Source organism: Actinosynnema sp. NPDC020468 (assembly GCF_040642015.1).
In the GTDB taxonomy this organism is placed as follows: domain Bacteria; phylum Actinomycetota; class Actinomycetes; order Mycobacteriales; family Pseudonocardiaceae; genus Actinosynnema.
Window position 1 is genome coordinate 1 of sequence record NZ_JBFAEO010000076.1, and the last position, 21,414, is coordinate 21,414.

Consider the following 21,414-nt stretch of genomic DNA (forward strand, 5'->3'; position numbering starts at 1 on the left):
ACCAGTTGCAGCGGCAGGCTCGCCGACGCCACGTTGCCGTGCTCCGGCAGGGTGATCACCAGCCGGTCCGTCGGCACCCCGGCGCGGCTCCCGGCTAGGAGTGCCCGTCGTGAAAACCCTTCCCGTCGTGGTGCTGTGCCTGCTGGCCTCCGCGCCACCCGCGCAAGCACGACCACCCTCCACACCGACGACCACCTCGGTCACCGTCTCCGAGGGCACGAACCTCGCCGTCACCGTCTCGCCGCGGGACGGCACCCTCGTGTTCGACCTCCAGGGCAAGCTGTTCTCGCTGCCGCCGACCGGCGGTGCGGCCACCCCGATCGCGGATGACTTCCTGGACCCGTTCTGGCCGTCCTTCTCCCCCGACGGCAGCCGGATCGCGGTGCAGTCGTTCGCCGACGGCACGTTCCACCTGCGCACCCTCGGCGCCGACGGCCGGGACGTGCGGCAGGTGACCAAGGGCGAGTACGACGACCTGTACCCGGCGTGGTCGCCCGACGGGAAGTTCCTCGCGTTCGCGTCCGACCGCGAGGGCACCTCCGACATCTGGACGGTGGACGTGGCGAGCGGCGCGCTGCGGCGGGTCACCACCGCGGCGGGCCAGGAGTCGCAGCCGACCTGGGCGCCCGACGGGCGCAGCATCGCCTACACCCAGGGCAACACGGTCGAGAGCGTGTCGCTGGCCGACGGCGCGGTCAGCGTGCTGGTGCCCGCGAGCGCCGGTTTCCTCACGGCGCCCTCGTGGTCGCCGGACGGCAAGCGGCTCGCGTTCGTCCGGACCACCCAGAACGGGCGGGTGCTCCAGGTGTCCGAGGGCAGCGCGGTGCGCTCGGTCGGCACCTACACCGACGTGTTCCCGTTCCCGCCGCGCTGGGCCTCGGCCGACGAGATCGTCTACGGCGCCAACGGGAAGATCGTGGTGTCCAAGGCGGCCGACGGCGCGTCCCGGACGGTGCCGTTCTCGGCGACGTTGACGCTGGAGCGCGACCAGTACCCGCCCAAGGAGCACGACTTCGACGCGGGCAAACCCCAGCAGGTGCGCGGCGTCGTCGCGCCCGCGCTGTCGCCGGACGGCAAGACCGTGGTGTTCAAGGCGCTCAACGACATCTGGACCATGCCGGTCGGCGGGTTGCCCCGGCGGTTGGCCAAGGACGGGTTCAACGAGCTGGACCCGGCGTGGTCGCCGGACGGCGCGAAGATCGCCTACGCCTCGGACAAGGCGGGCACCGAGGACCTGTACGTGCTCGACGTGGCCGCGCGCACCGAGAAGCGGGTGACCTCGGTCGACGGCGCGGAGTTCTCGCCCGCCTGGTCGCCGGACGGGTCGAGGCTCGCCTTCCAGGACCAGAACTTCGCGACGTGGGCCGTCGACGTCGCCTCCGGCGCCCTGACCAGGTTGACCCCGCCGCTCAACGCGTCCGGCCGGCCGAGCTGGTCGCCGGACGGGCGCACGCTGGCGATGGCCGTGTCGTCGGCCGACCTGAACCGGATCCTGCTGCTCGACGTGGCGACCGGCGCGACCCGCACCGTCGAGCCCGCGCCGTTCGCCTCGATCACCAGCCGGGGCGACGACGGGCCGATCTGGACCCCGAACGGCCTGGTCTTCACCCTGGACGGCGTGGTGCAGGTGCTGCCGGTCGACGCGACGGGCACCCCGACCGGACCGGTCAGGCAGATCACCCGCGAGTCGGCCGACGCGCCCACGTTCGGCGGCGGGTCGCTGCTCTACCTGCACAACGGCGGCCTTCGACTGTCCACACTGGACGGCCGGGCGCGGGACGTGCCGGTGCGGCTGACCTACACCCAGGACCGGCCCGACACCCGGCTGGTGATCCACGCCGGGCGGCTGTGGGACGGCCGCAACGCCCAGCCGCGCGAGAACGTCGACATCGTGGTGGTGGGCAACCGGATCCGGACGATCGAACCGCACCGCGCGGACCGGCCGAAGCAGGGTTGGACGTTCGTCGACGCGAGCAAGGAGACCGTCACGCCCGGGTTGGTGGACATGCACAACCACCAGGAGATCCGGGCGAAGTCGTTCGGCGACCGGCAGGGCAGGCTGCTGCTGTCCTACGGCATCACCACCACCCGGTCGACCGGCGACCCGGCGTACCGGGCGCTGGAGGACCGCGAGTCGCTGGCGTCCGGCGCGCGGATCGGGCCGCGGTTCTTCATGACCGGCGAGATGCTGGACGGCTCGCGGCTGGGCTGGGAGTTCGCCCGGCCGGTGCGCACGCACCAGCAGCTCGACCTGGAGCTGGACCGGGCCCGGGCGCTCGGCTACGACCTGATCAAGACCTACGAGCGGTTCCCGGTGTCGTGGCAGGCCGAGGTGGCGCAGAAGGCGCACGCGATCGGCATCCCGACCACGTCGCACTACCTGTACCCGGCGGTGGCGCACGGCGTCGACATGAAGGAGCACCTGGCCGGCCCCTCCAAGTGGGGCTTCGGGTTCGCCCGCGAGGCGTCCTACGGCGGGGTGTACGACGACGTGATCCAGCTGGCGTCGCGCAGCAGGATGCCGTTCTCCACCACCATGTTCAGCGCGAGTTCGCTGCTGGCCGACGAGCCGGGGCTGGTCACCGACCCGCGGGTGCGCGCGCTGTACACGACGCAGGACCAGCAGGCGCTCAACGCGAAGCTGCTGTGCGCGCAGGGCCGCGGCCCGTGCGGCTTCCTGGACGGCTCGCCCGCGCAGGCCAAGCGGGATGTCGACCTGGTGAAGCGGCTGGTGGGCGCCGGCGCGATCGTGCTGGCGGGCACCGACTCGCCGTTGGACAGCACGGCCGTCAGCCTGCACCTGAACCTGCGCTCGATGGCGAAGTACGGCATGACGCCGTTCCAGGCGTTGCAGTCGGCGACCCTGCTGCCGGCCAGGCAGTTGGGGGTGGAGGACGACCTGGGCAGCGTGGAGGAGGGCAAGCTCGCCGACCTGGTGATCACCTCCGGCAACGCGAGCCAGGACATCAACGCCCTGGCCAACGTGACGTCGGTGGTGAAGAACGGCCGCCTGCACACCGTGCCGGACCTGATCGGCCCGTTCGCCTGAGCCCCGACCCACCCTTCCGCCGCCTCGTGCCCGGACCGCTCAGGAGGCGGCCCGGGCACGGGGCGTTCGGGAACCGGATTTTCGAGGCGGGCCGGTTCGAACCGGTTCGGCGGCGCGCGGCGCGGCATGGCTCCGGTCGGCGGCCCCAAGGCCCGCCGGCGCGGGCCGAGCGATTCGAGCCAGTTGGGAGGTACGCCGCTCGACCCGGCACAGTCCGAGTCGAGCCCGCTCGGGCGACTCGGGTCGGGCAGCTCGGGTTGGGTCAGGCGGGGCCGGCTCGAGTTGGCCGGGCCGGGGAGCTCGGGCCGGATCAGGCCGCGCCGGGCCGGATTGAGTCAGGCCGGGCAGGCCGGGCAGGGCGGGGATGCAGGGCAGGCCGGGTCGGGTCAGCCAGGCCGAGCCAGGTCAGGCCGAGTCAGCTCGGGTCGGCTCGGCTCGGGTCGGCTCGGGTCAGGCCCAGTCGGCTCGGGTCGGGTTAGGCAGGGCATGCAGTGTCGGGTCAGGCGGGCCAAGTCGGGCGGCTCGGCTCGGGCCGGGTTGAGTCGGCTGGATCGGGTCGGCCGGATCAGGTCGGGCAGTTCGGGTCGGGCCGGGCGGGATCAGGTCGACTGGGTTCGGTCCGGACCGGTGTGGGAGTTGGGCTGCTTGACCGGCGTGGGGTGTGAGTGGTTGATTACTCCTTATGCCTGAGGCCTCTGCGCGCAAGTTGTCGACCGCCGACGAGCGTCGGGACACCGTGTTGCGGACGGCCATCGGCGCGTTCGCGGCGCGCGGGTACTACGGCACCACCACGGGCGAGGTGGCCAAGTCGGCGGGCATTTCGCAGGCTTACGTGTACCGGCTGTTCCCCGACAAGGAGGCGTTGTTCCTGGCCGTGGTGGAGCACTGCTTCGCGCGGATCCGGGACGGTTTCGCCGAGGGGGCGGCCGCGGCCGACGGCGGTTCGGCCGAGGCCGTGCTGTGGGCGATGGGCGACACCTACGCCCGGCTCATCGGGTCGGAGACGGCGTTGCTCGCGGTGCAGATGCACGCCCAGTGCGCGGCGCTCTCCGAACCCGCGGTGCGCGAGGTCGTGCAGCGGGGGTACGCGCGGGCGGTCGAGTACGTGCGGAGCGTGTCCGGCGGCACCGAGGCCCAGGTCCAGGACTTCTTCGCCCGCGGCGCGCTCTGCCACCTGGTCGTCGCCTCGGCCGCGGATTCGGTCGACGCCCCGTGGGCCACCACCCTCGCCGCCGGCATTCGGCACTACGAGTAGTCGTTGAACAGGTGAATGTGGGGATTGTTCTACGATTCTATGATTCGACATGGGGACGATCCGGCGTGGCGGATTTTGGCGCGCGGACGTCGCCGGACGGGGTTCCGCTGAGCGGACACTGAAGGAATCGGTGGGCGGGTGGCCGTCGGGGGCGGCGGGCGAACATGCTTCCGGCCATGGCGGAACTCGGGGAGCGGGCGGTCGTGCGCAGGTTGCACGAGCGCTTCGGCTTCGGGCCCCGACCCGGCGAGTTGGCGGTGGGGTTCGAGGCCACGGTGGACCGGCTGCTCGGCGCGTCGGCGGGAGTGGGCGGGGCCGAGCCGCCGGTGTTGCGCGAGGTCGCGAAGGTCGCCAAGGCGGACAGGCAGGGTCGGCGGGCGGCGGCCCGGCAGCGGGCCGAGGACGAGCGCGCGTTGACGTGGTGGTGGGTCGACCGGATGGCGTCGGTGGACGTGCCCGCGGTGGAGCGGCTCGCGTGGTTCTGGCACGGGCACTTCGCGACCAGCGAGCAGAAGGTGCGGTCGCCGCGGTTGATGCTGGCGCAGAACGAGACGTTCCGGAAGCTCGGTGCGGGGCCGTTCGCGCCGCTGGCCAAGGCGATGATCACCGACCCGGCGATGCTGGTGTGGTTGGACGGCAACGACAACCGGGTCGGCTCGCCGAACGAGAACCTCGCCCGCGAGTTCCTCGAGCTGTTCGCGCTCGGCATCGGCCACTACACCGAGCAGGACGTCCGCGAGTCGGCCCGCGCGCTCACCGGGTGGACCGTGCGCCGCGACACCGGCGACGCGCGCCTGGCCACCTCCCGCCGCGACACCGGCGACAAGCAGATCCTGGGCCGGCACGGCGACTTCACCGCCGAGTCCTTCGTGGACCTGGTGCTGAGCCGACCCGAGTCGGCGCGGTTCGTGGTCGGACGGCTGTGGGCGCGGCTCGTGTCGGCCACTCCCCCGGACGACGCGACGACCGCCAGGCTGGTCGCCGCCCACGGGACCGACACGCGGTCCGTGCTGCGGGCCATCGCGCACGAGCCGGCGTTCCACGACTCGGCCACCACGCTGGTGAAGCAGCCGGTCGAGTGGCTGGTGGGACTGCTGCGCGCACTCGACGTGAAAACGTCCACAATGGACGGCAAGACGGTCGCCCGACTCGGCGCGGGGTTGCGCGGCATGGGGCAGCTCCCGTTCCGCCCACCCAGCGTCGGCGGCTGGGCGGCCGGCGGCGCGTGGCTGACCACGGCGGCGGGTCTCGCGCGGCTGGACGTCGCGCGGCTCGTCGCCGGGCACGCCGACCTCCACGCGGTCGACGGGATCGAGTCGGTGGGCGCGCTGCTGGGCGTCGACACGTGGTCCGACCGCACCGCCGCCGCGCTCCGGACCGTGGCCGCCGACCCGGCGCAGCTCGTGGCGATCGCCGCCTGCGCCCCGGAATACGTGGTGAGCACATGAAGAACCTGACCCGACGGCGGTTCCTGACCTTCTCCGGCGTGACGGCGGCGGGCGCGCTCGCGATCGGCGCGACCCGGGTCGACTGGGCCGACCTGCTCTCCGCCGCGGCGACCGACCCGCTCGACCCGAACGCGGGCGTGCTGGTCGTCGTCACCCTGTACGGCGGCAACGACGGCCTGAACACCGTGGTGCCCGCGACCGACCGCGCCTACCAGGACGCCCGACCGGACCTGGCCTACCGGCCCGAGGAGGTGCTGGACCTCGGTGAGGGCCTCGGCCTGAACCCGGGGATGAAGGGCCTCAAGGGTTTGTGGGATTCCCGGGGCCTCGCGATCGTGCGCGGCGTCGGCTACCCGACGCCCGACCACAGCCACTTCCGGTCGATGGCGATCTGGCAGACCGCGTCGCCGAAGACGTCCGTGCCGACCGGGTGGCTCGGCCGCTGGCTGGACGCGACCGGCGCGGACCCGCTGAGGGCGCTGTCCGTGGAACCCGTGCTGCCGCCCCTGCTGGCCGGCGAGCAGACCGCGGCCGCGTCGTTCCCGGTGGGAGGCCTGACGTTGCCCACCGGCAAGCTCGGCGAGGCATTCGCGGCGCTGGGCGCGCCGGTGCCCGGCGAGGAGCGGTGGCAGGCCCGGGCCGCGCGGTCGATCGCCGACCTGCACGACGCGGTGAAGGTGCTCGGCGGGGCGACCCACGACGACCCGACCGAGGACGACCCGGACGAGGAGCGGGACAAGGGCGCGTCGGCGGGTGGCGCGTCGAACCTGGCCGGGCAGCTGGACCTGGTCGCGACGCTGGTGGAGGCGGGTGTGCCGACCAGGGCGTACTCGGTGTCGCTCGGCGGTTTCGACACGCACGCCGACGAACGCGCGACCCAGCAGCGGCTGCTCGGCGAACTCGACGGGGCGTTGACGACGTTCGTGGCCCGCCTGAAGAAGTCCGACCGCGGCCGGCAGGTGGTGGTGCTGGTGTACTCGGAGTTCGGCCGCCGGGTGAAGGCGAACGCGAGCGACGGCACCGACCACGGCACCGCGGGCCCGGTCTTCGTGCTGGGCGACCGGGTCCGGCCCGGGTTCCACGGCGCCCAGCCGAGCCTGACCGACCTGGACGACGGCGACCTGAAGCACACCACCGACTTCCGCGACCTCTACGCGACCCTGCTGGCGGGCGTGCTGGGCACCGACCCGGGCCGGATCCTGCCCGACCACACCGGCCGGGTCGACGGCCTGCTCCCGACCTGACACACCGGGGTGCGGTGCACGTCAGCTCACCGCACCCCGGTGTGTCAGGTCACCGTGATCCAACGCTGCCACGCCACCGCGTCCGCCAACCGGGTCGCGCCGTCGAGCCCGACGCCCGCCAGTCGACCCGGAAGGGGCCCGGCCTCGCGGAGCAGGCGCCACTGCCCGGGGTTCAGCGTCAGCACCCGCAGGTCCAGGTCGGCCAGCGCGGTCACGTCGTCCACCTCGGCGCGGGACAGGTCGAGGTGGCGCAACGCGGGCAGCGCGGCCAGGTCGGCGGCGCGCACCGGGTGCCCGGACAACACGAGGTCCCACAGCGCCGGGTGCCCGGCGATCGCGGACAGGTCGGCCTCCCTCGCGTCGAGCCGGAGGGCCTGGACGGCGCCCGGGAGCCACAGCTCGACGGTGCCGGCGCGGTGGACCCTCAGGTCGCGCAGGTGGGGGACGGCGGCGAGGGCACGCAGGTCGAGCGCGTCGGCGTCGTTGAGGTACAGGCGTTGGAGCGTGTCGAGGGACGGCGTGCCGGCGAGCAGCGACGCGACGTCGGCCGACCCGACCGACACCGACCGGGAGTACCGGACGCCGCTCGGGTCCGGCACGGTGATCGACAGGTACTCCTCCTCGGCGTCCCACGTCGCGTCACCGCGCCGGAACGCCTCGACCACGCGGGCGAGGTGCGCCGACACCGAGTCGGCGACGTACCCGACCGGGCCGTCGAAGTCCCGGCCGTAGGCGATGACCTGACCGCTCCGCCCGCCCGGCGCGGGATCGAGGTCGACGGCGAGGTCGTTGCCCGCCTGGTCGTCCGCGATCACCACCCACGCGGCGTTGCGCCGGCCGGTGCGGACCCGGCCGTGGGGCACCGATTCGAGCATCACCCGGTCGCGGCCGAACAGGTCGACGCCGGCGGCCCACGTGTCCATCCGGTCGAACCGGCTCGCGACCACCCGGGACAACGGGACCAGTCCGTACAGGCCGAGCAGCCCGGTGTCCGCGTGCCCCGGCCCGACCAGCAGGTACAGCGCCCGGACGTCCTCCGGCAGCCGCACGCCCAACTCGCGCTCGGCGGCGCGCAACGCCGCCTCGTCGCAGGTCGGCCCGAACTCCGGCGGCGCGCCGGTCAGCGCGGTGTACTCGGTCGTGAACTCCCCCACCAGCTCCTCGATCCGGCGCAGCGCCTCGAGGTCGGTCGGCGCGTCGGTCGGCCGAGCCTCCTCGGGCACCGCGCGGGCCGGGTCGAAGTGGCCGGGCATCCGGTAGGCGGGGTCGAGGACGACGTTCACCGGGTTGGGGGTCTCCAGGGTGACCGGGTGCGCGAACTCCGCGCCGCCCTGGTCGTCCGAGGTGCGGTCGTCGGTCATATCAAGATCATTCCACGGGTTTGTGGTGGGAGAGGCCGAGAACGCGGTCCGCGCCCTCGACGTCGACGTTCCCGACGATGGAGAGGTCCAGGTGGGCGAACGCGGGTGCGAGTTCGGCCAGCGCGGCGAGTCGGTCCGGTGCCACGTGGTCCGGGACCAGGAGGCTCCGCAGCCGCAGGCTTTCCAGTCGGGGCAGGATCGGGGCGGCGGCGAGCGCGCGGAGCGTGGCGAGGTCACCGGGGTCGAACTCGGCCCGGCCCAGGTCGAGGTGCCGGAGGGCGGGGAAGCGGTCGCCGTCGAGTTCCTCGAGCAGGTCGACCGGGCAGCAGACGCCGAAGACGTCCGAGGCGACGTCGAGGGTCAGCGTGACCACGCTCGGCAGGCGACCCGGGAAGACCTCGCCCCCGGCGAGCACCGCGCCGCGCAACCGCAGCGAGGTCAACGACTTCAGCGCGACGCCGTCGATGTCGTCGAACAGCAGGCCGCCCTCGACGGTGAGGTCGCGCAGCGCCGGCAGGGCCTCCCACAGCGCGGTTTCGCCCACGAAGCCCTCGTGCAGCCGGCTCAGGGGGTCGACCGTGCCACCGGTGGACGTGGCCGCGTCCTCGTACAGGAACTCGAAGTCGTGACCGAAGTACAGCTCCGCCAACCGCTCGCGGCGCCGGGACCCGAGTGCCGCGGCGGCGCGGCGCGCGGAGTGGTGGAAGTCGGTCAGGTGCAGCTCCAACCGCCGCAGGTCGGCCGCCGCCGGGTCGGTGAGCAGCGCCTCGACCAGCACCGCCTCCCACTGCTCGGGGTCGCTCGCGTCCCCGCCGAGCCGTGCCACGAGCGCGCCCCGCTCCGCGGCGGTGTCCGGTTCCAGGCGGAACACGGCTTCTTCGAGCCGGTCGTCGGACCAGGTGAGGCGCCAGGAGCGGTCGGTGCGCAGGCCGTCGAAGTCGATCACGGGGGAATCCTAGGTCGGCCACCGCGGCGTGGGAGGGACGGGCATTCTGGTTGTCGGACTTCTGGGGGGGGGGCGTCGTGGGTGTGCGGGAAGAGTTGGCCGAGCGGGATCACGTGGTGGTGGCGCTGGACGGGCCGGTCGCCTCGGGGTTGGCCGTGGTGCCGGTCGCCGAGCGGTTGCGGGTGCTGGTGGCCGAGGGCGGCTTGCCGCGGTCCGTGGCGCGGACCGACGACCCGTTCGTGGTGCTGGCGCACGCGGCGTCCATCGGACCCGCCACCGAGCAGGCGGTGTACGCGCAGTGGCGGCGGGTCGAGCACGAGGTGGTGGCGACCGCGCGCGCCACCACCGGCGTCCGCGACGCCTTCGCCGCGCTCACCGCGGCCGGGGTGCGGATCACCGTCGTCGGCGCGCTCGACGCCGCGGTCCTCCAGTCGTTCCTGGTGCTCCACGGCCTGGAACCGCACGTGCACCGGATCGCCGGGCGAGCCGGCCGGGACCGCGCCACCCTGCCACCGGCGCCGGACCTGATCACCTCGGTCCTCCACGCCGGCGCGGCCCCGGTCGAGTCGTGCGCGTTCGTCGGCGGCACGAAACCCGACCTGACCGCCGCCCGTGCGGCCGGGGTCACGACGTACCGCCACGTGCCGCCGGGGCCGGACTCGCCGCCGACCACCTGGTTCGATGCCCTCGCCCGCTGACCCGGTCCGTGGGCGAGGCGGCCCGGTGCGCTCCTCCCCCGGTCGGTGCGGCGGGCCGCCTCGGCGGACTCGCGGCGTTCGCCGCGGTCAGGCGATCCTGGCGTCGATCAGTTGCCGCCAGATCTCGCCCTGGTCGACCACCTCCACCCCGAGCTTCTCCGCCTTCGTGAGCTTGCCCGCGCCGACGTCGGCTCCGGTGATCAGCAGGTCGGTGTTCGCCGAGACCGACGTGGCCGTGGTGGCGCCCGCCTTTTCGCACAGTCGTTGGAAGGTGGGGCGCGGGACCTTCTCGCCGGTGCGCGGGTCGCTGATCGCGCCCGTCACCACCACCGTCTTGCCCTCCAGCGGCGCGCCGGACACCACCACCGGCGGCAGGTCCTCCTCGCGCACGTCCAGCGACACGCCCAACTCCCGCAGGCGTTCCAGCTCCGGGCGCAGTCGGGTCAGGTGCTCGATCAGGGACGCGGCGACCTTGGGGCCGATGTCCTCGACGGACACCAGGCGTTCCTCGTCGGCGTCGGCGACCTCCTCCAGCGAGCCGAAACCCGCGCGGCACAGGCGGGTGGCGGTGCCCTCGGAGGCCATCGGGATGGCGAAGCCGATCAGGGCGCGGCGCAGGCCCACCCGGCGGCTGGCGGCGATCGAGTCGACCATGCGGGTGGCCGAAACCTCGCCGATGCGGTCGAACTCGAGCAGCGTCTCGCGGGTCAGCCGGTAGAAGTCGGACGGGTGCTCGAGGAGGCCCGCCTCGGCCAGCCGCTCGATCCACACCGTGCCGACCGCGTCGATGTCGGCCGCCGCGCGCGACGCCCAGTGCACCAGCCGGCGCACGGTCTGCGCGGGGCAGCCCACGTTGGTGCAGAACAACTCGCGGCTGTTGCCCTGCTCGATCAACCCCTGGCCGCACGACGGGCACGCGGCCGGCGGCACGATCTCCCGCTCCGCGCCGGTGCGCTTCGACTCGTCCAGCACGCCCGCCACGAACGGGATCACGTCGCCCGCGCGTCGCACCAGCACCGTGTCGCCGATCCGGATGCCGCGGGCCCGGATCACCTCCTGGTTGGCCAGCGTCGCGCGGGTCACCGTCGTGCCGCCCACGAACACCGGCTCCAGCAGCGCGACCGGGGCGATCTTGCCCGTCTTGCCGACGTCCCAGACCACATCGGACAGCACCGTCGTCTTCTCCTCGGCGGCGAACTTGAACGCCAGCGCGCCGCGCGGCGAGTTCGACCGGGTGCCCGCCGCCGCGTACGCGCCTCGGTCGGCCAGCCGCAGCACCGCGCCGTCCAGGTCGAAGTCGCGCTCGTCGCGGCCGCCGTCGATCTCCCCGATCACCGCCTGGGCCGCCTCCGCGTCGGCGCAGTGCCGCATGTCGGCCGCGGTGAAGCCGAGCGCGCCCAACCCCTGCTCCACGTCGGCCTCGGCGTCGGCCGCGTCGAGGTCGAACGCGAAGAACGACAGCCGCCGCTCGGCGACCGCCGCCGGGTCCTTGGCGCGCAGCGTGCCCGCCGCCGCGTTGCGCGGGTTGATCAACGGCTTGTCCGGGTGCGCCGCGTTGTACGCCGCGAACGTCGACCGCAGCATCACCGCCTCGCCGCGCACCTCGACCCGCCCCTGCGCCCCGACCCGCTCCGGCACCCCGTCGACCAGCGCGCGCACCAGCGGTGTCACGTCGTCGCCCGTCGTGCCGTCACCCCGGGTCACCGCGCGCGCCAACCGGCCGTCCTCGTAGACCAGCGCCAGCGACAACCCGTCCAGCTTCGGCATGACCACCACCGACTGGCCCGGGAACCGGTCGAAGAACGCCACGACCTGCTCGGGCCTGGTCGTCTTCTCCAGCGACAGCATCGGGCGCGAGTGCCGGACCGGCGCGTGCAGCACGGCGGGCGCGCCCACCTGCTCCAGCGGGTTCGGATCCGGCGCCCACTCCGGGTTCGCCTCGACCAGCGCCCGCAGCTCGTCCTCGACCGCGTCGTACTCGGCGTCCGCCACCAGCGGCGAACCCCGGTAGTAGGCGTCGCGCAGCGCCACGACCCGGTCTGCGAGTTCCTGAATCCGTTCCCGAACGTCCACGGGGCACAAACTACCCGCGACCACCGACAATTCCGGGCGTCCCGATCGGGTGGCGCGGGACGCGAGGGCCGGCGGGCGCGCCCCGCGTCCGCCGAACGCCGGTGCGCCAACGGTTCCCGGGCGGCGGCCACCGCCCGGGAACGCCGGGCTCAGCGCAGGCGCTTGATCTCGCCCCTGGTGCGGTAGAACGAGCCGCCGGCCGAGGTGACCACCTCGGACACCAGGTAGCGGGCACCGGGCACGCGGATGTTCTTCGGGAACTGCACGCCCCACGCGCGGTCGTAGCCGTCGGAGACCACGTGCACCCGGATCCGGCCGCCCTCCTGGACGCACTCGACCACGACGCCCTCGCCCGGCTCGACGTGCGAGACGACCTCGACCTCGGCCGTCGCCTCGACGCGGTCGATCGCGCCGGCCTTGATGTCCTGGCGCGGCGGGAGTTCGCCCTGCTCGGCCGCGCGCACGGCGGCGGGACTCGCGTCCAGGCAGGCGAGCGAGCCGTCCGTCGTCACCAGGTAGAGCCGTTCGTCGCGGTACTGCATGGAGAACGCCGAGCCGCACCCCGTGGCGAGCTTCCACAACCGGGTGCCGTCCGCGGCGAAGCAGTACACAGAGGACTGGTTGTCGCCCGCGAAGACGAACTCGCCGTCGGGCGAGGTCGCGCAGGAGAACACCGGCGCGTCGCAGCGGTACTCGCCGGTGTGGCGCCCGTCGGCCTTCGCGAACCGGTGCACCCGGCCGCGGCTGGTGCCGGCGAACACCTCCGTGCGCTCCTGCCAGCCGAACAGCACCTCGCCGACGGTGTCCGCGTGCCACGCCCGGTGACCACGCCCGGTGTAGTGGGTCACGCCCCGGGAATGGCCGTGGAACACGCCTTCCGCCGAGCAGCGGACCATCCACGCGCTGTCCCCGCTCGCGGGCATCGACCACTGGAACTCGTCCTCGTGGTCCACCACCGTCACCCGGCCCTGCCGGTCGGACACGCCCAGCACGCCGTCGTGGATGTCGAGCCAGTAGATGTCGACGTCGTCGGCGATCTCGTAGGCCACCCGGGGCACCTTGGCGCCGAGGTCGTACACCTGGCCGTCGTCGCAGCCCGCGTAGATCCAGAAGTCGTCGGCCACGATGCACTTCACCGAGTCCGGCAGGCCGAACCGGCCGGTGACCCGGCCGTCGTGGGTGAGGGTGTAGACGTCGCCCTTCTCGTTGCCGACCCAGGCGTGGTCCTCCCCGACGAAGATGCCGAACGCGGGCGCGCCGGAGGCGAACCGCCACAGCACCGGCGCCTGGTGCGCGGTCGACCGGGTGCTCACGATCTCCCGCCTGCTCACCGCGCGGCGCTGGCGCATCCCCTTCACCGCGGGCGCGTACCCCTTGCGCACCTTCTCGCCGATCTTGCGCTCGGCCGCCTTGAGCGCCTTGTCGTGGTCGGCGAAGGTCGCGGTCCGGACCTGCCCCTGTTCCCCGATGCGCCCGTAGGTGATGGTGACCTCGGTGGCCTCTACCCGCACCTCGTAGAACTTGTGCGCACCACCGCCCGTCTCGGACAGCTCAAGGTACGTCGTGGCAGACATGCGTTCGCTCCCTCATCACGTGATCTGGTGGCACGGTAGCGGGAGGCACCGACAATTCCGCGCCCCGCCCGACGACCGCGGCAGGCCCGGGTGCGATCCTCCCGGCGGGAGTCGAGGTGGAGGAGGGCGTTCTCCGTGGAGTGCGTGCGGTGCGGTTCGGGGTGGGCGGTGCGGTCGCACGTGGTCGGCGCGCTGTGCGGGCGGTGCCGGGAGGAGGCTCCGCGCTGCGGTGGCGAGGCGGACGCCGCGCGGTGGTTGCGCGCGACGACGATCCCGCTTCCCGGTTCCTACTGGGTGTTCCGGGGCGAGGAGGAGTTCGCCGCGCAGCACGGCCGACCGCCGCTGGACTGGGTCCGGACGACCGCGGTGGACGAGGGCGCGGTGCGCGCCCGGTACGCGGGACTGCTGCGGACCGCGCTCGCCGAGGTGGCCGCGCGGCTGGGCGAGGGCGCGCTGATCCCGTCGACCATCGCCGTGCTGATCGCGGGCGTCGAGCGCGAACTGGCCGTGCGACACCGGGTCCTGCTGTCGGAGGACTCGGCGCTGTCCGCGGACGCGCGCTTCCGCCGGTCGCTCACCTGAGTCCACTCGCGACCGCGCCGGATATCCTGCGGCCGTCGGACGATCAGGGTGGGAGTGGCCGGTGTCGGAACGTCATGTCGTCGGGTTCGCCGTGTCCGCGCAGCGGCTGTGGGCGCTGGTGGGGTCGGGCCGCGAGCCCGACGGGCTGCTGGTCGACGCGCACGGCACCCTGGCCGCCCTCGACCACGACCTCCGCCGGAGCACACCCCCGACGACCGCCTCCGCGCTCGCCCGCGAGGTGCTGGCCGGTCGGCCGGACGAGAAGCGGGCCGCCGAGGTGGTCCGCCTGCTCGTGCCGGTGCTGGCGGGTGTCGGCGAACGGGTGGGCGACGGGACGGCGCTGTGGCTCCAGGACACGATGTGGCTGGACTGGCGCGCGGTGCTGGACGCGATCGGGCTGACCGGGCTGGCCTCGGTGTGGGCGACCTCGAACCTCTCCTGGCCGTGGCGCGAGGGGCACCGGGTGTGGTGGCCGATCGTGACGGAGCTGTCGCCCGAGGTGCTGGCCCGGGTCGAGGCGGAGTTCGACCGGACCGGCGACCGGTGGCGGGAGTTGCTGGACGCGTTGCCGGAGGACGCCTTCGTGGACGAGGACGGCGAGCCGCTGGACGAACCCGAGGACGCGCGGGAGGAGTTGGCCGAGGTGCTCGACCTGGCGGCCGACTGGGTGCGGCGCGCGGTGCCGACGGGCTTGTCGCTCGTCCTGGTCACCGACGGCGACCTGTGACCCCGAGCAGGTCCGCGACGAGCGCGTCCACCAGGTCGTCGGTCACGTCCGCGCCGGTCAGCGCGCGGTAGACGATCGGGCCGGTCAGGGCGTCGACCAGGACGTCCGGGTCGAGCCGGGGCGCGATCTCGCCGGCGTCGACCGCGTGCGCGATCAGGTCCAGGTCCCGCTGCCGACGCGGGCCGAGGAAGCGCTCGTGCAGGCTCGCGGCGGTCGCGGGGTCGTGCTGCGCCTGGGCGAGCAGCGCGAGCAGCACCCTGCCGGCGGGGTCCGCGGTGAGGAACCGGGCGAAGGCGCGCAGGTGGTCGCGGACGCCGTCGGCGGTGGGTTTCCCGGCGGGGAGCCGTTTCGCGCTGTCCTCGACCAGGGTGTCGAGGAGGATCTCGACCTTCGAGGGCCACCAGCGGTAGATCGTCTGCTTCGCGACACCCGCCCGACGCGCGATCGCCTCGATCGTCAGCGTGCCGAAGCCGTGCTCGACCAGCAGGTCGTCGGCGGCGTGGAGCACGGCCAGGCGTGCGGCCTCGTCGCGCCGGTTGCCCGAGCGCGCCCGGCCGGGAGGGGTCGCTGCGGGCACGCGGACACGATACCCGGCCGTGCTACTGTCTAGACGCGACGTTGCGTCTAGACAAATCGACCTCGAAGGAGTTCCCGTGTCCCCCACGTCCGATCGCCAGGCCCTCGTCATCGGGGCGTCCCGGGGTTTGGGTCTCGTCCTCGCCGACGAGTTGGCCCGCCGCGGCTGGCGGGTGATCGCCACGGCCCGTCGGGAGGACGGTGGGCTGCGCGCCCTGGCCGAGGTCCACGACGGACGGTTGACCGTCGAGTCGTTGGAGATGACCGATCCCGGGCAGCTGGCCGCCCTGCGCGAACGGCTCGCGGGGCGTCGGCTCGACCTGCTGTTCGTCAACGCCGCGATCGACCGGGGCGACGTGCCGATCCACGAGGTGCCGACCGGGGTGTTCGCCGAGGTGATGATCACCAACGCGCTGAGCCCGTTGCGCGTGCTGGACACCCTCCACGACCTCGTGCCGCCGGGCGGGACCGTGGCGGTGATGTCGTCCGAGCAGGGCAGCGTGTCGCTCAACACCGAGGACGGCTACGAGTTGTACAAGGCGAGCAAGGCCGCGTTGAACCAGTTGGTGCGCAGCTACGCCACCCGGCAGGCGCACGACGGGCGCACGAAGCTGCTCCTGGACCCCGGCCACAACCGGACCGCGCTGGGCGGTCCGGACGCGCCGTGGGAACCGCGGGACACCGTGCCGGCGCTGGTGGACGTGATCGAGGCCCAGGCCGGCGTGCCCGGACTGCGGTTCCTGGACCGCCACGGTGACAGCGTGCCGTGGTAGGCCGTTCCCTGGGGTTGCGGGCGTGACCGTCTCCGCCGCGCAACGCGAGTTGCTGGACACCGACCGCTGGGCGTGGCTGCGCGACGTCGTCGACCGCTGGTACGCCGAACCCCTGACCGCCGCCGACGGCAGTCCGCCCGCCGACCTCGAGGCCGCCGCGGCGCGGGTCGGCGGGGCGCTGCCGGTGGGGCTCGCCGAGTGGTTCACCTTGGTGGGGCGTCGGTTGCGGGCCGTGCAGGACTGCCCGGCGACGCCGGGCGCGGTGCGGCGGGACGGGGCCGGCGTGGTGGTGTGGACGGAGAACCAGGACGTGTGGTCGCTGGTGGTCCGGGCGGACGGCGTCTGCGTGGTCGAGGATTTCCCCTTTCCGCCAACGCCTGTGGCGACGGCGGTGCACGGCATGGTGCTCGGCGACACCTTGGTCGGGGCGTGGGCCGGGTCGATGACCGGCCCGCTCGGGCGACTCGCGGACTCGGTGCGCGGTGGGCGGGTCGAGGAGGCGTTGGACTACCCGGAGTTGGCCGTGCCCGGCAACCCGTTCCGGGGCGTGCCTCCCCGGGGTGACGTCGACACGGTGGTGCGCGGCAACGAGGCGGGGTGGGAGTGGATGACCGCGTCGCGGGCGGCGTTCGAGCGGTTGGACGGGCTCGTTCCGCTCGACCCTCCCGGTGGGGCGCGGGAGGTCGTGGTCGCCTTCGAGGACCTGACGGCCGCCGAGCGCGCGGTGCTGACCCGGGAGCACGGCGTGCCGGACGTGGACCGGTTCGCGGTCGCCGCGGGCACGCGTGCTCAGCTGCGGATGGCGGCCGCCGAGGCGGGCGGCGTGCGGTTCCACCTCGTCACCGAGCGGGCCGAGGAGACGGTCGCGGCGGTGCTCGGCGCGGTGCCCGAGGGGGTGGCGGACAAGGTGGTCGTCGCGGTCCGACCGGAGCGGATCAGCCGGTTCCGGGTGGTGCACCCGGTCGGCCGGGACGAGTACGTGCTGCCGGGGTGACGGCGTTCGGCCTCGACCGACCTCATCCGGTGGGCCCGGCCGGCGGCCGGTACCACCGGACCGCGCGGTCGCCCATCGCGATGTCGTAGGAGAGGTCGAACCAGAACCCGCCCGCCTCGACCAGCGGCGGGTCGATCCGCTCGGTGACCGCGCGGACCGCCGCGCCGGCCCGCTCGTGCGCCTCCGCCGCGCCGTCGGAGCGGTCGTCGGGTTCGGCCGCCGGGTCCTCGCCGAAGGGGAACAGCTCCACCACCGCCCGGGCGCACTCGCGGAACCGCGCCAGGTCGGTGTTCACCGGCACGGTCTCGGGCGCCGTGTCGGTGACCACGTACACCACGTGGCCGGTGTCGGCGGTCACGCAGAAGAACCCGCCGCCGGCGTCGCGGCCGAACGCGATCAGGCCGGCCCGGGGATTCCGGTCGAGGACGTACGCCGCGTCGAGCGCGACGTACTCGCCGCCCAGGATCCGCCTCGGCACCTCCAGGTCGGCTCCCCCGGGCAGCCGCACCAGGTCGAACACCGGCCACGGCAGGAGGTCCTCGTCCACGGACCGGAGTATCCCGGGCGGGTCCGGAGGCGCCGCGCGCCGGGCGGGTTCCGGGGTCGGGTCCTCCTCGGGCCGCTCACCCTCCGCCGCCCGGGCCAGTGCCTCGGCCATGCCGGGCAGTCGGTACAGGCACATCAGGACGTGGCCGGCACGGACGTGACCTCCCAGGCGAACCCGTCCGGGTCGGTGAAGGGTTCCGGCGCGCCGCCGACCGCGATCCGGTGCGACCCCGCGCCCTCCGGTGCGACGCCGGCGTCCTTGGCCAGTGCGCGCCTACGGTAGAGGGCCAGCGTGACGGCACCGTCGCCGGGGGCGAACTCGACGTAGACCCGCCCGAAGCTCTTGGCCGCGGTGAGCCCGCGGTCGAGGTAGAACCGCTTGCTCGCGGCCACGTCGGCGACCCCGATCAGCAGCACCACGCTGTCGATCTTCCGGGTGGCCGGCCCGGTGTCCTTCTTCGCGGAGGTCGCGACCTTCCAGATCGTGCCGTCCGGCGCCTGGACGACACCGCCGTAACCCCAGAAGGACTTCGCGACGGGCTTGAGCACCGCGGCGCCCGCCTCGATCGCGTCGCCGACCAGGGCGTCGACGTCGGCGGGTCGGGGCACGGTGAGCGACAGGGTGAACCCCCGGAAGCCGGAGGAGGGGTCGCGGGACTCGCGCAGCGCGAGCCGGTCCCCGAGCCCGAAGGCGGCGTAGAAGCGTTCGGCGGCGGCGACGTCGGCCACCTCGAGGGTGATGGTGTCGATGGAGGTCATGGCGAAAACGCTAGGCGGACCCCTCCCCCGCCCGCTTCTCGATTCCTGACCACTCCGGACCGTCAGGACCGCACTCCCCCGAGACCGTCCCACCGCCGCCGAACCCGGTCGGCCTCGGCGTCGCGCCCCTGTTCCCGGTAGAGGTCCAGCGCTTCCCGCCAGGCCGCGCCGGCCTCCTCGGGGTGATCGAGGGCGAGGTGGGCCTGACCGAGGCGCTCCAGGGCGTTGGCGACCTCGGACCGGTAGCCCAGGCTCCGGAACAACGCGATCGCCTCCTCGTGGCGGCGCACGGCTTCCCGGTGGTCGCCGGTGTGGTGGGCGATCCACCCGAGGCTGTCCAGGGTGGCCGCCTCACCCGGCGGGTCGTCGTGCCGGCGGAACAGCGCGAGGGCGGCCTCGCAGTGGGCGCGGGCGGTGTCGAACTCGTGCAGGAGCGCGGCGAACCACCCGACCCCGTTGAGCACCTGCGCCTCCGGGATCGGGCGGTCGAGGGTGCGGTAGAGGTCCAGCGCGCGGCGAGCGTGCTCCAGCGCCCGCCGGTAGTCCTCCCGCTGCTCCCAGGCCGAGGCCAACGCGCGGTGGGTGTGCGCCTGCTCCACCGGGGAGGACCCGGCCAGGTCGAGTGCCCGGCGCAGGTGCCCGACCGCGTCCTCGTGCCGCCCCAGCCTCGCGGCGGCGCGGCCGAGGCACCGGTGGGCGATGACGCGGTGGTTCGGGTCGGGCAGGTGGGACGCCGCGTCCAGCGCGATCCGCCACACGGCCAGGTCGTCGTGCCGGTGTCCGCGCCTCGCGTGGAAGGTGTGCAGCGACCAGGCGAGTTGCCACGCCGCCTCGTGCAGGCGATCGGCGGCGGCGACCCGCTGGGCGGCGATCAGGTTCGGGTGCTCCTCGGCCAACCAGGCCACGGCGGCCGGATCGGTTCCCGGTGCGGTCGGCCGGGCTCCGGGCGCGGGTGGGTCGAGGCGGATCGGGTCGCGGTGGGGGTTGAGAAGCCGGTCGGCCGCGTGCGCGGTGTGGAGGTAGAAGTCGACCACCCGGCGCGCCGCGGCCTGGCGGGTGCGGCCGGGCAGGTCGACGGCGAGCGAGGCGGCGTAGGCGCGGATCAGGTCGTGCATCGAGTACCGGTGACGCGACTGCCGGTCGACCAGGGAGGCGTTCTCCAGGGCGCGCAGCACCCTCCTGGTCCACTCGGTCGAGCGGCCGGCCAAACCGGCGGCGGCGGGCAGGCCCGTGTCGGGGCCGGGCGCGATGCCGAGCAACGCGAACATCGTGCGCTGCTCCGGGTTCAGGCTCCGGAGCGACCAGGACAGCACCGACGGCACACCGGCCGACGGGTCGTCGTCCGCCAACATCTCCAGGCCCAGGTCGCGCAGTTCGGCCACCCACTCGGCGAGCGGGACCGTCGGGCGGGCGTGGGCGTGGCGGGCCAGGATGGACAGGGCGATCGGGTAGCGCCGGCACAGCTCCACGAGGTCGTCGGCAGCGGTGGGCTCCGCGGCGATCCGGGGTTCGCCCAGCCGGGCGGCGAGCACCTCGCGCGACTCCTCGTGGCTCAGGCCGTCCAGCTGGAGGTGACGGGCGCCGTGCCGGTCGATGAGCGACGCCAGGCGGTGGCGGCTGGTGACCACCACGGCGCAGGTCGGGCTGCCGGGCAGCAGCGGGACCACCTGGTCGGCGGTGCGGGCGTTGTCCAGCACCACCAGGACGTGCCTGCCCGCCACGACGCTGCGGAACAGCGCCGCCTTGGCCTCCAGGTCGGTCGGGACGCGGTCCGGTGGCACGCCGAGCGCGACGAGGAAGCCGAACAGCGCGGCGTCCGGGGCCAGGGGCTCGCCGACCGGGCTGAAACCGCGCAGGTCCGCGAACAGGGTGCCGTCGGGGAACCGGTGCGCGTGGCGGTGCGCCCAGTGGAGTGCGAGCCAGGTCTTGCCGATGCCGCCGGGGCCGCCCAGCGTCGCCATCGCCACCGTCGGGTTCGCGCCCGGCCCGGCGGCGGAGCCCGGTGGGCCGACCCGGTTCTCCATGATCGAGTCCAGCTCGGCAACCTGCTCCGCCCGACCGGTGAACCAGAGCGGCGCGGCGGGCAGTTGGCGCGGTGCGATCGGCACGGCGGCCGCGTGGAGGTGCAGGCCGCCGTGCACCACACCCACCTGCGCGGTCACCCCCGTCGAAGGGCCTGACATCCGGTTGTGCACCACGGGACGGCGTTCGGCCGCGGTGCCCGGGTCCTGCTCGGTCATCGGGCGCACCTCCTGTTCCGGTCCTCGCGCGGAGCCCGCCGAACGGCACTGACGGACCGCGATCCCCGCCGGCACGAACCGGGCCCGACCAGCAGGCGCCGTGCGGAGTACGTCACGTGGAATTGGTTCAACCACTTGGCAGATGAACGGTCGCGCGCGGCCTGCTGTGCTTGGGCGGGTCCCGCGGCGGGGCCTGGTCGGTCTGGTGGGAGGTGGGCTTCGTGAAGCTCGGCAAGGTGCTCGGAGTGGTGTTCGCGGCGGTGTTCGCGGTCGGGATGGCGAGCGGGCCGGCGTCGGCGGCCGGGGAGCACTGGGAGTGCAAGCGCGTGCCGGCCGGGTGGACCTACACCATGGTGCGCGCCGATCAGGGGTGTGAGCCGTTGTACTACGTCAGGTTGCCCGAGGCCGGGCTGTGGGCGTGCACGGTGCCCGCCGGGTGGACCTACACCGCGACCAAGATCGACTACAGCTGCGGGTTGGGCGCGACCTCGACGAAGTACCTGCTCGCCGCGGTCTGATCACGCCGGCACGCGTCCCCGGTCCGCCAGGGCCGGGGACGTTGACAGCCC

General features: G+C 73.9%; 18 protein-coding genes. 10 read left to right on the plus strand and 8 right to left on the minus strand.

What is annotated here, in order from left to right; genetic code table 11:
- The first annotated feature begins 109 nt into the window (after positions 1 to 109).
- The 4 genes from AB0G50_RS33930 to AB0G50_RS33945 all read left to right on the plus strand — a co-directional run bounded on the left by AB0G50_RS33930 (position 110) and on the right by AB0G50_RS33945 (position 6,996).
- On the plus strand, positions 110 to 3,049 hold the full coding sequence (locus AB0G50_RS33930; RefSeq protein WP_360117464.1) for an amidohydrolase family protein: 2,940 nt from the start codon (positions 110 to 112) through the stop codon (positions 3,047 to 3,049).
- Between the two features lie 682 nt (positions 3,050 to 3,731).
- Positions 3,732 to 4,304: a TetR/AcrR family transcriptional regulator gene (locus AB0G50_RS33935; protein WP_360117467.1), complete on the plus strand. Its 573-nt coding sequence runs from the start codon at positions 3,732 to 3,734 to the stop codon at positions 4,302 to 4,304.
- Positions 4,305 to 4,480: 176 nt separating this feature from the next.
- Positions 4,481 to 5,752 (plus strand): DUF1800 domain-containing protein, encoded by a 1,272-nt coding sequence (locus AB0G50_RS33940; RefSeq protein ID WP_360117470.1) that lies wholly within the window; start codon positions 4,481 to 4,483, stop codon positions 5,750 to 5,752.
- On the plus strand, positions 5,749 to 6,996 hold the full coding sequence (locus AB0G50_RS33945; protein WP_360117473.1) for a DUF1501 domain-containing protein: 1,248 nt from the start codon (positions 5,749 to 5,751) through the stop codon (positions 6,994 to 6,996). Before AB0G50_RS33940 ends, AB0G50_RS33945 begins: the two co-directional genes overlap by 4 nt.
- Positions 6,997 to 7,040: 44 nt before the next feature.
- Here AB0G50_RS33945 and AB0G50_RS33950 read toward each other — a convergent pair whose 3' ends face one another.
- Positions 7,041 to 8,357: an SMI1/KNR4 family protein gene (locus AB0G50_RS33950; protein ID WP_360117476.1), complete on the minus strand. Its 1,317-nt coding sequence runs from the start codon at positions 8,355 to 8,357 to the stop codon at positions 7,041 to 7,043.
- 7 nt (positions 8,358 to 8,364) lie between these two features.
- A complete protein-coding gene (locus AB0G50_RS33955) occupies positions 8,365 to 9,303 on the minus strand; it encodes a hypothetical protein (RefSeq protein ID WP_360117479.1) in 939 nt (312 codons plus the stop codon).
- A 77-nt stretch (positions 9,304 to 9,380) separates the two neighbouring features.
- Here AB0G50_RS33955 and AB0G50_RS33960 point away from each other — a divergent pair, with 77 nt between their 5' ends.
- Complete coding sequence (locus AB0G50_RS33960; protein ID WP_360117482.1) at positions 9,381 to 10,001, plus strand: HAD hydrolase-like protein; 621 nt, start codon at positions 9,381 to 9,383, stop codon at positions 9,999 to 10,001.
- Between the two features lie 87 nt (positions 10,002 to 10,088).
- On the opposite strand, the gene ligA is transcribed toward AB0G50_RS33960, so the two are convergent.
- Positions 10,089 to 12,074: an NAD-dependent DNA ligase LigA gene (ligA, locus tag AB0G50_RS33965; RefSeq protein ID WP_360117485.1), complete on the minus strand. Its 1,986-nt coding sequence runs from the start codon at positions 12,072 to 12,074 to the stop codon at positions 10,089 to 10,091.
- A gap of 149 nt (positions 12,075 to 12,223) precedes the next feature.
- Positions 12,224 to 13,648, minus strand: coding sequence for a WGR domain-containing protein (locus AB0G50_RS33970; RefSeq protein ID WP_360117488.1), 1,425 nt, complete (start codon positions 13,646 to 13,648; stop codon positions 12,224 to 12,226).
- A gap of 135 nt (positions 13,649 to 13,783) precedes the next feature.
- On the opposite strand from AB0G50_RS33970, the gene AB0G50_RS33975 reads away from it, so the two are divergent.
- Both AB0G50_RS33975 and AB0G50_RS33980 read left to right on the plus strand, forming a co-directional pair.
- On the plus strand, positions 13,784 to 14,230 hold the full coding sequence (locus tag AB0G50_RS33975) for a hypothetical protein (protein ID WP_360117491.1): 447 nt from the start codon (positions 13,784 to 13,786) through the stop codon (positions 14,228 to 14,230).
- A gap of 61 nt (positions 14,231 to 14,291) precedes the next feature.
- Positions 14,292 to 14,957: a hypothetical protein gene (locus AB0G50_RS33980; protein WP_360117494.1), complete on the plus strand. Its 666-nt coding sequence runs from the start codon at positions 14,292 to 14,294 to the stop codon at positions 14,955 to 14,957.
- Here AB0G50_RS33980 and AB0G50_RS33985 read toward each other — a convergent pair.
- Positions 14,938 to 15,534, minus strand: coding sequence for a TetR/AcrR family transcriptional regulator (locus AB0G50_RS33985; RefSeq protein ID WP_360117498.1), 597 nt, complete (start codon positions 15,532 to 15,534; stop codon positions 14,938 to 14,940). The genes AB0G50_RS33980 and AB0G50_RS33985 overlap by 20 nt on opposite strands.
- A gap of 76 nt (positions 15,535 to 15,610) precedes the next feature.
- Here AB0G50_RS33985 and AB0G50_RS33990 point away from each other — a divergent pair, with 76 nt between their 5' ends.
- Both AB0G50_RS33990 and AB0G50_RS33995 read left to right on the plus strand, forming a co-directional pair.
- Positions 15,611 to 16,306: an SDR family NAD(P)-dependent oxidoreductase gene (locus tag AB0G50_RS33990; protein ID WP_360117501.1), complete on the plus strand. Its 696-nt coding sequence runs from the start codon at positions 15,611 to 15,613 to the stop codon at positions 16,304 to 16,306.
- A gap of 22 nt (positions 16,307 to 16,328) precedes the next feature.
- Positions 16,329 to 17,300, plus strand: coding sequence for a hypothetical protein (locus AB0G50_RS33995; RefSeq protein WP_360117504.1), 972 nt, complete (start codon positions 16,329 to 16,331; stop codon positions 17,298 to 17,300).
- A 22-nt stretch (positions 17,301 to 17,322) separates the two neighbouring features.
- Here the strand turns inward: AB0G50_RS33995 and AB0G50_RS34000 are convergent, their stop codons facing one another.
- From AB0G50_RS34000 to AB0G50_RS34010, 3 genes are all read right to left on the minus strand, one after another.
- Positions 17,323 to 17,847: an SUKH-4 family immunity protein gene (locus tag AB0G50_RS34000; protein ID WP_360117507.1), complete on the minus strand. Its 525-nt coding sequence runs from the start codon at positions 17,845 to 17,847 to the stop codon at positions 17,323 to 17,325.
- Between the two features lie 134 nt (positions 17,848 to 17,981).
- A complete protein-coding gene (locus AB0G50_RS34005) occupies positions 17,982 to 18,605 on the minus strand; it encodes a glyoxalase (RefSeq protein ID WP_360117510.1) in 624 nt (207 codons plus the stop codon).
- A gap of 62 nt (positions 18,606 to 18,667) precedes the next feature.
- Positions 18,668 to 20,845, minus strand: a complete 2,178-nt coding sequence (locus AB0G50_RS34010) for a tetratricopeptide repeat protein (protein ID WP_360117513.1) — start codon at positions 20,843 to 20,845, stop codon at positions 18,668 to 18,670.
- 221 nt (positions 20,846 to 21,066) lie between these two features.
- Between AB0G50_RS34010 and AB0G50_RS34015 the strand changes: the two genes are divergently transcribed.
- Entirely contained in the window at positions 21,067 to 21,363 is a 297-nt protein-coding gene (locus AB0G50_RS34015; protein ID WP_360117516.1) for a hypothetical protein, read from the plus strand.
- Positions 21,364 to 21,414: the final 51 nt, after the last annotated feature.